Raw genomic sequence first — 14347 nt, forward strand, 5'->3', positions numbered from 1 at the left:
GGCCCTTCAGGCCTCGCCCTACGGGTCTTCCAGGCTGACCCGCACTCGTTGTTGCGTGTTGAAGGTGAAGAGTCGATGGATGGACATACACCTTCAAAATCGCGCCCTCTGTGCTCTGCGAGTATAGATTGCGAGCCAGCCTGAAAGACTGAGCACACAAGGAGCTATTCAGAGGCTCCATAAGTCACCGGGGATCGATGAATCATGACGACTTCCAGCCGTATCACCTCGGATCAGGGTGTGGTGATCATGCAGTACCTGGCCCGGGCCCTGTTTGCCGCCCTGGCCGTGATTTATTTCCATCACGCGGACAGCTTCTTCTTTGCGCTGCCAAAGGCCACGCCCTGGCTGCTGTTTGCTGCCTATGTGGGCCTGCAGCTACTGCTGCTGTTCTGGCGGCCTGCCAATGGCGATGCGTTTGCTTCCGGTCTGGATCTGCTGACCCTGGGCATTGTGCTACTGCTGGACCCGGGCAACCCGCCGCCCACCATGGCGCTATTGTTTATCGCCGTACTCAGCAACGGCCTGCTGCACGGTATCAAACGCTTCCTGATCATGCTGGCCGGTGCGGAAATCGTGCTGGCCTTCGTGTTGCCGATCCGGCTGAGCTATGTGACCACGCCGTCTGCCTCGGCGAGCCTGTTTCTGGTCATCGCCCTGAGCGCCTGTATGCTCTATTTCGGGCTGATGATCTGGCGTAACCAGGCCCTGGCCCGGGCGGCCCTGGAAGCCACCTGGCGGGATCCGGATACGGATTTCATCAGCCGCGAGGCGCTGATCAGCACCGCCGGCTGGCTGGTGCCGCTGCATGACCGGATTTCCTCACCCATGACCCTGGCGCTGGTGCATCACGATGAGCTGCCCCAGCTGGCCAACCGGGTGGCCCACCGTATCCGCCGCAGCGATGTGGCCGCGCGCTATGACGAACAGCATCTGGCCTTGCTGCTGCCCTGCACCGCCACCGCCGCCGCTGAGCAGCTACTCAATGATCTGCGCGACCGCCACCCTGGCCTGCGCGCCGCCATCATGACCCTGACTGATGGTGATGCCGCTCTGGAACAGGCGCTGGCCCACCTGCAAAGTTCCATGGCCCGCACCCGGGACGACAACGACCATTGGCTGGCCCACGCCCCGCCCATGCACTGAACCCCATCCCCAAAACAAGACTCGAATTGGTGAATTCGGGTCAGATACATAAGCTCACACTGCCTTGCCGTAAAAGCCGATAAAATGGTGAAAAACGTGCAAGGCAGCTGTCATGTTCCGTCGTATCGCTCTGCTGGCAGGGCTCGCCACACTCCCCTTCTCCAGCGCCCTCGCAGACACCGCCACCGCTCGAATTGTGGGTGGCGAACCGGCACCGGTTGATCGCTGGCCCTGGATGGCCCAGTTGGCCGTTGACGATCCCAGTGTGAGCGGCTATCTGCTCTGTGGCGCCAGCCAGCTCAGCCCGGAATGGCTGGTGACGGCGGCTCATTGCATGGAATATCTCAGCGGCGAGCGCGCGGAAGCGAATCGAACCTTCGTTTTTATCGGTGACACCGATCGCAATAATGTCCCACAGAACGGCATTCCCGTCCGACAGATCCTGGTACATCGTCAGTACGAAAATCTGGACCGCGATCTGGCCCTCCTGCGTATCGACCCCCGTGGTAATACTCTGTGGCCCAGCATCATCAGCAAGGACAACTTTGACGATCTGGAGCGGCGAAGTACCGGTGCGCTGGATGAGTCTGTCACTGCTCTGGGATGGGGCGATACCGGCGCCGGCAACCTCAGCAATGTGCTCCGAGAAGTGCAACTGGACTACATCCCCCAGCAGCGCTGTCGAGAGCTATCCAGTCTTACCATCACCAACTTTGCGGTCTGCGCCGCCGAGTTGAACCCGGTCAACGGCGTCCAGCAAGACTCCTGCTTTGGTGATAGCGGCGGCCCCCTTTTTCTGGACCGGGACCGACAACCCTGGCTGGTCGGCCTGACAAGTTTTGGCCTGCGTAACTGTGCCACCGGCGCGCCATCGGGTTATACGCATCTGTCTGCGGAAACCCGGGAGCTGGAAGTGTTGACCGCTTCCGCCGGTATCCCTCTGGTGGACTTACTCCCTGAATGGCTCACACCACCACCGCAGTATTACTACCAGCCCCCCGGCGGCAGCCAGACGCTGACCCTGACCCTGAAAAACGACAGTAAGGAAAACACTGTTACCAATCCGATCCTGGGGTTTAGTCTCACTGGCAATACCTTTGCCAGTGGACGCTGGTCCGGGTGTGGCGGCCTGCTTTCCGGCAACCGCTGTCGGCCCGTCGCCAGCCTCGCGGCCAGCGGCAGTGTTCCCCAGGATCTGGTGATTGATGGCAATAGCGGCGCCGATCAGGTGGTCACTGTGGCCATCTCCGCCACTGCCAATCAGGATGATTACCGACGCCGCAATAACCGCATTACGCAGAAGGTGGTGTTCTCCAACCAGCCGGATCTGGCTCTGTCCGCCATCCAGCAGAGCGGCAACACCAGTGAAGCCAGGGTAGCGGTAACGCTCAGCAATCGGTCCACCCTCAATGGCGCTACCGATGGGGAAATCCGCTTTTCCCTGCCGCTCAATACAACCCTGGCAAACGCTGACGAACTGGGCTGTACCTTGTCCAACCCGCTACGGTGCCCGGTGGGCAATTTAGCCGCCAGCGGCAGCCGAACCTTGAATCTGACGTTTGTCTCAGACACCGGAGACAACCAGGCCGTTACCTTTACCGGTTTCTCTGGTAATGGGGACGTGCCAAACGATAGCGACAGCAGGGCCACACTGACCTTGCGATACCCCTCCCCGGCCCCGACGCAGACGGGAGGTGGCAGCAGTGGCGGTGGAGCCCCGGCCATCCTCACCCTGCTGGCCGGGCTGCTACTGGTGTTGCGCAACACGCGCGCCAAAGCACAACACCGCTAGCCCCTTCCTGTCCTGTTGGCGCCTTTTTCACAAGGCGAAGGACCATTCGCTTTGCAACAACACAGTCTGGCGCTGTCGCTACTGCTCGCGACAAAACTGCGGCAGCGACGCCAGAATATCCAGAGCGTGGCGACGCTTTTCCGGATCGTAGAGATCGACAGTCACCATCAATTCATCAATTTCTACGCTATCGAGCAATTGATCCAGCTGCCCCTGGATAGTGTTGGCAGTGCCCAGCAATTGCAGCGCCAGAAACCCTCTTACGCCCGCCTCTTCTTCCGGATTCCAGTACCCGTCCATACTCTCCACCGGCGGGCGCATCCATAGAGGCTGGCCGCGAAACAGGGACAGGATACGTCGATAGCTGGTGGTGGTAAGAAAATGGGCTTCCTCATCGGAATCCGCCGCCACCGCCGGTACCGCCAGCATGGCGTAGGGCTTGTCCAGCTGGGCCGACGGCTGAAATTGCTCCCGGTAGAGGCGCAGCGCTTCGCGATAGAGACGCGGCGCAAAATGCCCGGCAAAGGCATAGGGCAGCCCCTGCTGGGCCGCCAGTTGCGCACTGTAGAGGCTGGAGCCCAGCAACCAGATCGGCACTTCTGTGCCGGCACCGGGTATGGCATTGACCGGGCGTGAACGATCCAGCGGCCCCAGCAGCCGCTGCAATTCGGCCACGTCATGGGGGAACTGCTCGGCACCAAGGCCTTCGCGCCGCAGGGCGCGGCTGGTCATCGGGTCGGTGCCCGGCGCCCGGCCAAGCCCCAGATCGATCCGGCCGGGATGCAGGATTTCCAGGGTGCCGAACTGCTCGGCGATCACCAGTGGCGGATGATTGGGCAACATCACCCCACCTGAGCCCACCCGTATGGTTTCCGTGGCATTGGCGATGTGACCAATCAACACCGACGTGGCGGCACTGCTGATGCCCTCCATGTTGTGATGCTCGGCCAACCAGAACCGGCTGAAGCCGAGGGACTCCGCATGGCGCGCATAGGCCACGCTGTTGGCCAGGGTCTGGCCGATGGTGTCGCCTTCACGGACCGAGGCCAGTTCCAGCAGGGAAAACGGCAGGGATGTCGCCACAGAATGCTCCTTGATAACAGCCGGAGGAATTGGCTCGGCGCTCACATTACCATGCAACAACGCCACCCTGAATCATGTTCGGACCATGCTCCGTCACGCTCAAACGATAAACGCGAGAAGGACGTTATCCCTGCGGGGGCAAGCCCGCCCAGTCTTGTTTGCCCTGCCACCGCCCTATATTCTCCCCGCTTTGCTGATCATTCCGGGGAGAACACCTTGAAGACCACGCCAAGCTACCGTGCCGATATCGAAGGGCTGCGTGCGCTGGCCGTTGTGCTGGTGATTCTCTACCACTACGACGTTCCTGGCATCACCGGCGGTTTCATCGGCGTGGATGTGTTCTTCGTCATTTCCGGGTTCGTGATCACCCAGCTCCTGCAGCGGGCTTTTGAAAAAGGCACCTTCCAGTTCCGCGATTTCTACGCCCGTCGTATCCGCCGTCTGGTGCCCCTGTTCCTGCTGGTGTCCACCGTCACCTTCCTGATGATCTCGCCCTTCTATATCGGCGATGCCTACTACATCTTTGCCAAGAGCTGGCTGTCCTCACTGGTAGGCCTGAGCAATATCTACTATTTCCAGGAATTGGCCCAGTACTTCGCCCCGGAAACCCGCTCCCTGTCGCTGCTGCACACCTGGTCGCTGGCTGTGGAAGAGCAGTTCTACCTGATCTGGCCTCTGGCCCTGTACCTTGCCTACCGGTTCGGCAAGGGGCGTGACGGCCACTGGCCGTTCCGCATCACACTAATCGCTACCTTTGCACTGTCGGTCTATCTGGCCGGCGCCTATCCCTCTGCCGCCTATTACCTGCTGCCCGCCCGCCTTTTTGAATTCATGCTGGGCACCGGCGTGGCCCTGTTCAGCCGTCAGCTTCCGGCCCTGAACCGGCCCGGTGCAGAAATTCTCGCGGGTCTGGGACTGGCCATGATCATCGCCACCGGCCTGCTGCTGACCAAGCATGACCATTTCCCCGGCTATAACGCCCTGTGGCCCACCCTGGGGACCGCCATGGTGATCTATGCCGGCCTGCACCAGACCGGCACTCTAACCGCCCGCCTGCTCAGCCTGCCGGTGATGGTGTTTCTGGGCGGCATTTCCTACTCCCTGTATCTGTGGCACTGGCCGCCGGTGGCGTTGCTGCACTATCAGCTGATAGAACTGACCTGGAGCAATCGTCTGCTGCTGATGGCCGTCGTCGTGGCGCTGTCGTGGCTGAGCTACCGCCTGGTGGAAAACCGCTACCGCAACCGCCCCTGGAGCTTCAAGAAATCCTTCATGGTGTTCATCTTCGTGCCGTTGCTGATCATCTGGGCGATCCAGTCCACTATCCGCATCGCCGATGACCTGAGCTTCCGCATCCCGGAAGATCGCCGCGAGCTTTACAGCATCATCGCCGAGAACAATGCCGCAGACCTCTACAAGCGATGCTTCAAGGGAGATCCCACGGAGTTCAACAAGGGCAAAGCCTGCATGTTCGGCGCCGAGCCGAAAAACGGCCAGCCGGATACCATGCTGATCGGTGATTCCCACGCCATCGCCCTGCTGGGTTTCGTGGAGCAGCTGATCGGTAACCGCCATTCCATGCTGGTGGTTACCCGCGCCTCGACACCCTTCGTGATCCCCGAACACTCCGCCAACGCCTTCGGCGACCCGGAAAAAACCGAACGCAACGCCGCCCTGGCCGAGTATCTGCAACAGCGTCCCATGACCGTCTTCGTCAACGCCTGGTGGAATGCCTACCTGCAAAACGACTCGTTCCAGACCTACTTTGTGGACACCGTGGCCTGGCTGCACGCCCAGGGTCACACCGTTATCCTCATTGAAGACGTCCCGGAACTGCCCTCCGCGTCCTACGCGGAATGCCTGCTGAAAAATATGGACGATTGCTCCATTGATGCGGTGGAAGCCGAAAAGCGCCTGGCCAACTTCTATCGCTTCAAGCAAACCGTGCAGGAACGCTTCCCGGAGATCATCTGGATCAATCCGAGACAGGCCGTCTGCGGCGAAAACCGCTGCCAGACCGTACTGAATGGCATCCCCTTGTACCGGGATGAAAGTCATCTTAACCATGTGGGGTCAACGGAGATTGGCAAGGTGTATCTGGAACGGTTCGGGAATCCACTACCAAAAAGCCCTTAACCCCTCTCGGAAACGCTGACAAGGAATGTGAAGCACGTCACACCAGCCATGCTGACTACAAAAAGTATGGCGTTTTTCCTACATCTTTCAGCGCTAACCGCACCTAGAATGCCGCTTTTTGGGCATTTTGATTCATCTGGGGAATTTCACATGAAGTACCGCTTGATTGCCGCACTGGCTTCCACACTGGCCTGCAGCACCTTGTTCGCTGCAACCGCCTCACCAAGAGTTGTCGGCGGGGAGACCGCTGACACTAACTGGAACACACTGGTTGCTCTGATTGATAAACAGAGAAAACAAGACGCCATCGATGCAGAGCAACCTTTCCCGGTTGGTCAAGGACAGGTCTGCGGCGGCACCTTGCTGTCCCGGGACTGGGTGCTGACCGCAGCACACTGTGTCCGCTCCGGCATCGTTACAACCCCGGCCAGTGAACTCGAACTCCTGGTCGGCAGCCAAACTCTGGAGGTCTCCCCAGATAGCCCGCTCTTGCTCGACGCCGCGAATATCATCGTCCACGCCGGCTTCAACGAAAATACGTTTGAAAACGATATTGCATTGATCCGGTTGGCAGAACCAGCCGATACAGGCACTGCCACTATCCAGACCGGGGTGCTGGCCAAGCTTGATACCGATAACGCCCTGGAAAACCTTGTCAGCTACGATGACATTCTCAGCGTATTAGGCTGGGGGATCGCCACCTATGAGAACCGGGACGAAGACCCCGACCTGGAACCCGTGGCGTTTGTGGAGCTTCAGGAAGTAGCCCTGGACTATGTCACCAATGCATCGTGCCAGACCATCATTGATCTCTATACCAATGGCGACCAGATTCTGGATACCATGCTCTGCGCCAATGAACCGTCACCCGATGCTGGCGACCCTTTTGGCGAAGACTCCTGCCAGGGCGATAGTGGCGGCCCACTGTTCCTGACCAGCGCGACACTGAATGACAGCCCCCAGGTCGGCATTACCAGTTTTGGCTATTCCCTGGATGACAAATGTGGCGACCCGGAGATCCCGTCTGTCTACACCCGGGTCTCACAATATCTCGACTGGATCGAACGAAAAACCAGCAGTGAAAACCTGGCGCTCCGTGACCTCACTATTGCTGATGGAAGCAACAATTTTCAGGGATTCGTGAATATCGATTTCCAGGTTCCGGTAGAAAACGCAGGTACCCGAGGAGCGACTGATTTCTCTCTTGTCATTGAACACCCCAAGGAATTCACCCTGACACCCTCTGCGGCAGAAGCCGGGCTGTCCTGCTCCCCTTCTGACAATGACGTTACCGAATGCGTTTATGACGGCGAGGCCATCTCCGGCGGCTCAACCAAACCCTTGGCCTTTACAGCGGTTGATGCCAACAGCCAGAGCGGCATCGCTGTTCCCTTCCAGGTCTCTGTCGAGTTGGATAACAGCCGGGATTACCACCGTCTTAACAACAGCGGCACTGTCACCTTGCAACTGGGCCAGCCCGAACTGTCCATTACCGCAGAGCCAGTCTGTCTGTCCAACCGAAATAACGGTGTGGAAATGCGCATCGAAACAAGCGTGGCCAACCTGGACGATGTGATTGATTCCACAGGCACTTTTGCCTTCGGCTCACTACCGGAAACGATCACTCTGGTCAGCAAGAGAAGCACATCCTGTACCGTGGAAGCCGGCGACTATGAATGTCAGCTCGGCCTACTGGAAGCCGGTGCAGAACAAACCTCAACCATTGCGATCAAGGCCGCAGCTGAAACTACCGAAACTATTTCAATCAATGTGGATAGCGACAACGGGGCGCAGGTAGGCTCCGTTCTGCAAGCTAACGTTGCACTGGATTTCAGCCGCGAAGACCTTGAGGAATGCCCCAGTGTGGCGCCTCCTGCTACTCTGGCACCGGGCGGTTCTGGCGGTGGCGGCGGTAGCCTGCCGGCTGGATTACTGTCCATGTTGATGCTGTTAGGGCTTTATCGCCGTAAAGCCTGACCATCAACCGGAAGCACAAAAAGGGCCAGCCGTTGCTGGCCCTTTTTTATTGTCTGGATAATTTGCGACAATGCAGCCCTCTTCCACAGTGAAATGCGCCCTTCCCGGGTCGCATCCATACCATGCCCAACCTCAAATGCCCCAGCTGCGACCAGCCCCTGCAACTCACCGGCAATAGCTGGCTCTGCGACAACAGCCACCGCTTCGACCGGGCCAAACGCGGCTATACCAACCTGCTGCTGGCCCAGCACCGCCGCTCACGCGCACCGGGTGATGACAAAGCCATGGTGCAGGCCCGTACGGCATTTCTGGAAATGGGGCGTTATCAGCCCCTCGCCGATGCGCTGCTGGCCGGGCTGGACGACGATGACCAGCCCTGGCTGGATATCGGTTGCGGAGAAGGCTGGTATACCTGCCAGTTCGCCCGACGGCTGGGAAGCGACAACGGCATGGGCGTTGATATTTCCAAGTTTGCCGTGGATGCAGCCGCCAAGCGGGACAAGGCACTGACCTGGCTGGTGGCCAGTGGCGCTCGGTTGCCTCTCTTCGACGCCAGCCAGCAGCGCGTTTTTGTGCTGTTCACACGGCTATTCACCGATGATATTGCCCGGGTGCTGAAACCCGGCGGCGAACTGATTGTGGTGGGTACCGGAGAACAGCATCTGCTGCCCTTGCGCGAGGCCCTCTATGAGGAGGTTCGTCAATCCGGGTTCGACGCGGGCAAATTTCTGGATGCGCGTTTTACGCAGATCGATAGCCAAGATATCCACCTGGAGTGGACTCCCGATGACGAACAGGAATTACAAAACCTGCTGGCCATGACGCCACATCACTGGCGCGCCAAGCCCGAGGCCAAAGCTGGTATCGGCAAGCTGGCCGGCAAAGCCATGAATGCGCACTTTGTGATTCAGCGATGGACAAAAGCAGTGAACAGTTAACCGTGAATAGTGAGCAGTTGCGCGGAAAACGCTTGCTGTATTCATAGCAAAGAAGCCGCGCCCAGAGGCTGGGCGCGGCTTCTTGCGTTTACGAACAGAAACGACACTGCGCGCGTCGCTGTTAACTATTCACTGTTAACTGTTACCTCTCCCCAGCACCGTATCCAGATACTCCAGCAGATGGTTGGCATTGCTCACCGGCGCCCGGTAGGCCAGATGACCATCAGGGCGCATCAGCCACATTCTCGGCCCGTCGCCGAAGGCCTTGCCAAACTCTCCTTGATGATCCTGCCAAATACGGGTGGTGCCCTCCCGGGGGATCTCTTCACTCGGGGTATCAGGGGCCACGATAACCGTCAGGTGAACACGCTCACGATATTCCTGACCAAGACGATCGCTCAGTGCATACAGCACCAGCCGTTCATTGTGCTCGGGGTTATCGCCCAGTTGCAGCAACAGGTGATGAACCGGTTTTCGCAACAGATCATGGAGCTGGTGAAGGTGGCCAGTGCGCACAGAGCGAAGCGCCGCATCGGGAAGCCGGTCACCGGGCAACGGTCCCCGATTGCGCCAGCCCAGCTCTGCTTCCGGGCCACAGCCCACCAGCGGCGAGGACCGATAATGCACATCCAGCTGGCTGGCCCTGCGTAGCAAGCGCCTGGACAGACCGGTCCGTCCTCCCGCCATTTTCAACAGGGAGTCGCGGGTGCGCCGCAGCATGGGCAGCTTCACCAACGAGGCCCGCGATAACATGTCCACCCCGTGCAGCATCTTATCTGCCACCGGTTTGCGTTCCTGCTCGTAGCTGTCGAGCAAGGCACCGCTGCCATAGCCCTTGAGGTAGAACGCCAGTTTCCAGCTCAGATTAAAGGCATCTGCCAGGCCAGTGTTCATTCCCTGGGCGCCCAGCGGACTCTGTACATGGGCGGCATCGCCGGCCAGAAACACCCGGTTGCGCCGGTAATGATGCGCCAGCCGCCTCTGCACGGAAAAGCGGCTGATCCAGCGAGGCTCACCCAGATCCGGCGTTTCGCCAAGAATAGACGTCAGCCGGTCGGTAAAGGGCTGCAGGCTCAGTTCACCTTCCCAGGCCTGCTCCCTGGCCATGATCAACCGCCAGCCTTTTGGTAACGGCAAGGCGATCAGCAGACCGTCCTCCTGCAAAAAGCCATGGGAGCTATCACTGCGCCAGGGCCCTTGCCAGTCCACATCCGCAAGCAGGAAATGTTCGTCGTAATCGACGCCATTGAAGCCGATGCCCAACTGCTGACGCACGGTGGAACCGACACCATCTGCGCCGACAAGCAGATCACAGCTGACCGTTTCCACGTCGGCACCTTGCCGTATCCGGGCGCGGACGCCTGCACCATCCTGGGTAAAATCGAGCAACTCTGTGCCACGGATCAGCTCGCCACCAAGACTTCGATAGCGTTCCGTCAGGGCTTTTTCCACATCGGACTGGGGGCAGCTCAGCACCCAGGGATACGGGGCATCCAGGCTGGTCAGATCCAGCTCGAACAGGAAGCCCTTGTCACCATAGACAGACACGGCGCGCATGGTGCGCGAGGCCTTGCGGATCGGTGCCAGCACTTCCAGGGCAGCAAAAATTTCCAGGCTACGGGCGTGTAGCCCCAGGGCCCTGGACCAGGGGGACGGCTCGGCGAGCCGGTCGATAATGCAGCAATCAATGCCGTGTCGACGCAGGCCGATCCCCAGCGCCAGGCCTGTGGGGCCGGCGCCAACAATCAGGACCTGCGGTGTGCGGTTACCGGTAATGCCGATGTTACACTCTCCTTAGGGCTGCCCGTGTGACACAGGCAACCCGATTTTCAATCCTGCCACATCCCAGAGTTCATTCATGGCACAGGCCTCACGCAAGATTATCCACGTGGACTGCGACTGCTTCTATGCCGCCGTGGAAATGCGTGATGACCCGACCTTGCGTCATCGTCCCGTGGCCGTCGGGGGCGACCCTAACCGACGCGGCGTTATCGCCACCTGCAATTATCCGGCCCGTCATTTCGGGGTGCATTCAGCCATGGCCTCGTCACAGGCTCTGCGACTCTGCCCGGAACTGGTCATTGTACCGCCCAACTTCGACAAGTATCGCAAGGTCTCCACACAGATCCATGACATCTTTCGCCGTTACACCAGCCTGATCGAGCCCTTGTCGCTGGACGAGGCGTTTCTGGACGTGAGCGCCAGCGACCAGTTCGATAATAGCGCAACCCGCATTGCCGAGGCGTTAAGGCAGGACATTCGTCGGGAACTGGGAATTACCGTGTCCGCTGGCGTGGCCCCCAACAAGTTTCTCGCCAAGGTGGCCAGCGACTGGCGCAAGCCGGACGGGCTCTTTGTGATTCCCCCCGCTCAGGTAGACGACTTTGTGGCGGCCCTGCCGGTAAAAAAGATTTCCGGCGTGGGCCGGGTTACCGGCGAGCGCATGGCCGGGCTAAACCTGCATACCTGCGGCGACCTGCAGAACATGAGTCGGCTGGAACTGTCTCAGCACTTCGGCAGTTTCGGTGAGCGGCTTTACCACCTGAGTCGTGGCGAAGATAATCGGCCCGTGCAAACCGGCCGGCGTCGCAAATCCGTGTCTGTAGAGCGAACCTACGACAAGGATCAGGTGGATCTGAATGCCTGGCTGAGAGAGCTGGATGGCCTGCTGGAAAAGCTCAAGGCCCGCTTCGACAAGCTCGACCAGCACTATCTGATCAGCGGGCTGACCGCCAAGGTGAAGTATCAGGATTTTGTCAGCCTGAGCTGCGACAAAGTGGGAGACGATCTGGACCCGGCCCATTTCGAGGCACTTCTGCGACAGCTATGGGAACGCCGCCAGGGCCCTGCCCGCCTGATCGGTATCGGCGCTCGCCTGCGCGACCTGAAAGCCCCGCAGCAGCCGGACCTGTTTCCGGAAGAAAGGGAAAAAGCGCTGCGGCATCAGCGTAATCGGCTCTAGGGGCGGCGCCAATAACAGACCCGGATCAAAAGGATTTTCACCACGGAGGGCACAGAGCTCACCAAGAAAATCCGTTCTTTTCCTCAGCGAGCTCTGTGCCCTCTGTGGTAAATCTATCTTTTCCGGCCTTTGGCTATCGCGCCGCCAGCGACGCTCCTACCGGGAACGTGGGAGCTTCAATGCACCCGCTGGCAGACGCGACTGTGCAAATCCGAAGGGATCAGCCCATCCATCAGTTCCCGGCCCCGGCGCTGTACCGGCTCCATCTGGGCATCCAGGTAGGCATCCAGGGTGGCCACACAATCGGCACAGCGGTTCATGGAATCCGTATCCGGGTGTTCGGACGCGGCCTTCACCGCCTGTTCCAGCTGATTCAGATATTTGAGCAACATGCTTTGCTCCAGATAAAACCTCATTAACGGGCCGGCATTGTGCCGGTTCCCAATCGACCAAGTATGGCGACGCTTAGCGACAGCCATATGACACAGATCAACCATGCAGTCAGTGTGCCAGACTTGATAAAGATTCGGACGCCTGGGGCGGCGTGGCGTTCCCGGCAAATTGTAAAAGAGTCTGTCGTAACCCCAGGGACGCCGGGCCTGCAACTCTTCACTCACAGGGATTGTCATCTGGGGTACTCTTGTAAAGTGCCCCTGTCTTTGGGATGGGCGGCGACGGCTTCGTAGCCGCACGGGCTGCCCGGCAGCCCCCGAATAACGATTATTTTGCGACGGACCCGACCCTATGACCGAAACGGTATCCACCATTGTTGCTCCGGAAGGCAGCCTGGAAGTACTCAGCCAGCACGAAGTCGAACGCCTGCGTGACACCTCCGGCAGCGGCCTGCACGAGCTGCTACGCCGTTGCGCCCTGGCGGTGCTCAACTGCGGCACCCCCACCGATGACAGCCGTCAGGTGCTGGAGACCTACAAGGATTTTGATATCGAGGTGATCCAGGAGGACCGGGGGCTACGACTCAAGGTGGACAATGCCCCTGCCGGGGCCTTTGTGGACGGGCGCATGATTCGCGGGATTCGCGAGCACCTGTCTGCAGTGCTGCGCGATCTGGTTTATGTGGCCAACGAAATCCAGAATAACGACAGCTTCAACCTGAGCAGCAGCCAGGGCATCACCAATGCGGTGTTCCATATCCTCCGTAATGCCGGGGCGCTTCGAGCCGGGGCGTCCCCCAATATGGTGGTGTGCTGGGGGGGCCACAGTATTTCCCGGGTCGAATATGACTACAGCAAGAGCGTGGGCTACCAGCTCGGCTTACGCCACAAGGATATCTGCACCGGCTGCGGGCCCGGCGCCATGAAAGGGCCCATGAAGGGCGCCCATGTGGCCCATGCCAAACAACGCTTCAAGGACGGTCGTTACCTGGGAATCTCCGAGCCGGGCATTATCGCCGCTGAGGCCCCCAACCCTATCGTCAACGAATTGGTGATCATGCCGGATATCGAGAAACGACTGGAAGCGTTTCTGCGGGTGGGTCACGGCATCATTGTCTTCCCTGGCGGGGTAGGCACCACCGAGGAAATTCTTTATCTGCTCGGCGTGTTACTGCATCCCGACAACGCAGATATGCCGCTGCCCATGGTGCTGACCGGGCCAGCCAGCAGCGCGGAGTATTTTCGCCAGGTGGATGCCTTTATCCGTTATACCCTGGGAGAGAAAGCCGCCGAGCGCTACCAGATCATCATTGATGATCCGGAGGCCGTGGCCCTGGCCATGTGCGCCGGCATTGATCGCCTCACCCTGTTCCGCCGGGATAACGACGACGCCTTCTACTTCAACTGGCGACTGAAAATCCCCCTGGAATTCCAACAACCGTTCGAGCCTACCCACGAGGCCATGGCCAGCCTGGATCTCAGCGCCAATCAGCCGGTCCACCTGTTGGCCGCCAACCTGCGCCGCGCCTTCTCCGGCATCGTCGCTGGCAACGTGAAAGAACAGGGCATCCACGCCATCGAACAACACGGCCCCTACCGCCTGCACGCCCCGGGCGAGTTGATGAAGCACCTTGATGAGTTGCTGCAGGCATTTGTGGAGCAACACCGCATGAAGCTGCCCGGGAGTCATTACGTGCCGTGCTATGCGTTGGTGGGGTGAAGGAAAGGAGCTAGCTTCTAGCTGCTAGCTCCGAGGTAAGACATTTTGTAGGAGCGGCGCTTGAGCCGCGAACTTACTTGCTAAGGCATTCCCCAAAACAGTTCGCGGCTCAAGCGCCGCTCCTACGGCAGCTTCGTAGAACGAAAAAAGCCCCGGAAATCCGGGGCTTTTTCGTTTCACTCGTAGCTAGCAGCTAGTCGC

10 protein-coding genes are annotated in these 14347 nt (G+C 59.5%); 7 read left to right on the forward strand and 3 right to left on the reverse strand.

The genetic code is table 11. The features are described from left to right. Positions 1-204 precede the first annotated feature (204 nt). Positions 205-1146 (forward strand): GGDEF domain-containing protein, encoded by a 942-nt coding sequence (locus ACMG4N_RS14745; RefSeq protein ID WP_297768135.1) that lies wholly within the window; start codon positions 205-207, stop codon positions 1144-1146. Positions 1147-1258: 112 nt separating this feature from the next. After that, on the forward strand, positions 1259-2938 hold the full coding sequence (locus ACMG4N_RS14750; protein ID WP_414432224.1) for a S1 family peptidase: 1680 nt from the start codon (positions 1259-1261) through the stop codon (positions 2936-2938). A gap of 78 nt (positions 2939-3016) precedes the next feature. Here the strand turns inward: ACMG4N_RS14750 and ACMG4N_RS14755 are convergent, their stop codons facing one another. Then, positions 3017-4021 (reverse strand): LLM class flavin-dependent oxidoreductase, encoded by a 1005-nt coding sequence (locus tag ACMG4N_RS14755; protein WP_414432225.1) that lies wholly within the window; start codon positions 4019-4021, stop codon positions 3017-3019. A 216-nt stretch (positions 4022-4237) separates the two neighbouring features. Here ACMG4N_RS14755 and ACMG4N_RS14760 point away from each other — a divergent pair, with 216 nt between their 5' ends. The 3 genes from ACMG4N_RS14760 to ACMG4N_RS14770 all read left to right on the forward strand — a co-directional run bounded on the left by ACMG4N_RS14760 (position 4238) and on the right by ACMG4N_RS14770 (position 9072). Beyond that, entirely contained in the window at positions 4238-6157 is a 1920-nt protein-coding gene (locus tag ACMG4N_RS14760; RefSeq protein ID WP_414432226.1) for an acyltransferase family protein, read from the forward strand. A 27-nt stretch (positions 6158-6184) separates the two neighbouring features. After that, the gene (locus tag ACMG4N_RS14765; RefSeq protein ID WP_414432228.1) at positions 6185-8134 is read left to right on the forward strand and encodes a trypsin-like serine protease; all 1950 of its coding nucleotides are present in this window, start codon (positions 6185-6187) and stop codon (positions 8132-8134) included. A 122-nt stretch (positions 8135-8256) separates the two neighbouring features. After that, complete coding sequence (locus ACMG4N_RS14770; RefSeq protein WP_414432230.1) at positions 8257-9072, forward strand: putative RNA methyltransferase; 816 nt, start codon at positions 8257-8259, stop codon at positions 9070-9072. 135 nt (positions 9073-9207) lie between these two features. Here ACMG4N_RS14770 and ACMG4N_RS14775 read toward each other — a convergent pair whose 3' ends face one another. Next, positions 9208-10854: an FAD-dependent monooxygenase gene (locus ACMG4N_RS14775; RefSeq protein ID WP_414433317.1), complete on the reverse strand. Its 1647-nt coding sequence runs from the start codon at positions 10852-10854 to the stop codon at positions 9208-9210. A 76-nt stretch (positions 10855-10930) separates the two neighbouring features. Between ACMG4N_RS14775 and dinB the strand changes: the two genes are divergently transcribed. Further along, positions 10931-12034 carry a DNA polymerase IV gene (dinB, locus tag ACMG4N_RS14780; RefSeq protein WP_297768118.1) on the forward strand — a complete coding sequence of 368 codons (1104 nt, stop codon included), beginning with the start codon at positions 10931-10933 and terminating at the stop codon, positions 12032-12034. Between the two features lie 176 nt (positions 12035-12210). Here the strand turns inward: dinB and ACMG4N_RS14785 are convergent, their stop codons facing one another. Next, the gene (locus ACMG4N_RS14785; protein WP_297768116.1) at positions 12211-12426 is read right to left on the reverse strand and encodes a hypothetical protein; all 216 of its coding nucleotides are present in this window, start codon (positions 12424-12426) and stop codon (positions 12211-12213) included. Positions 12427-12778: 352 nt separating this feature from the next. Between ACMG4N_RS14785 and ppnN the strand changes: the two genes are divergently transcribed. Next, entirely contained in the window at positions 12779-14146 is a 1368-nt protein-coding gene (ppnN, locus tag ACMG4N_RS14790; protein WP_297768113.1) for a nucleotide 5'-monophosphate nucleosidase PpnN, read from the forward strand. Positions 14147-14347: the final 201 nt, after the last annotated feature.

Origin of the sequence: Alcanivorax sp. IL2 (genome assembly GCF_047495475.1) — a bacterium.
GTDB lineage: Bacteria > Pseudomonadota > Gammaproteobacteria > Pseudomonadales > Alcanivoracaceae > Alcanivorax.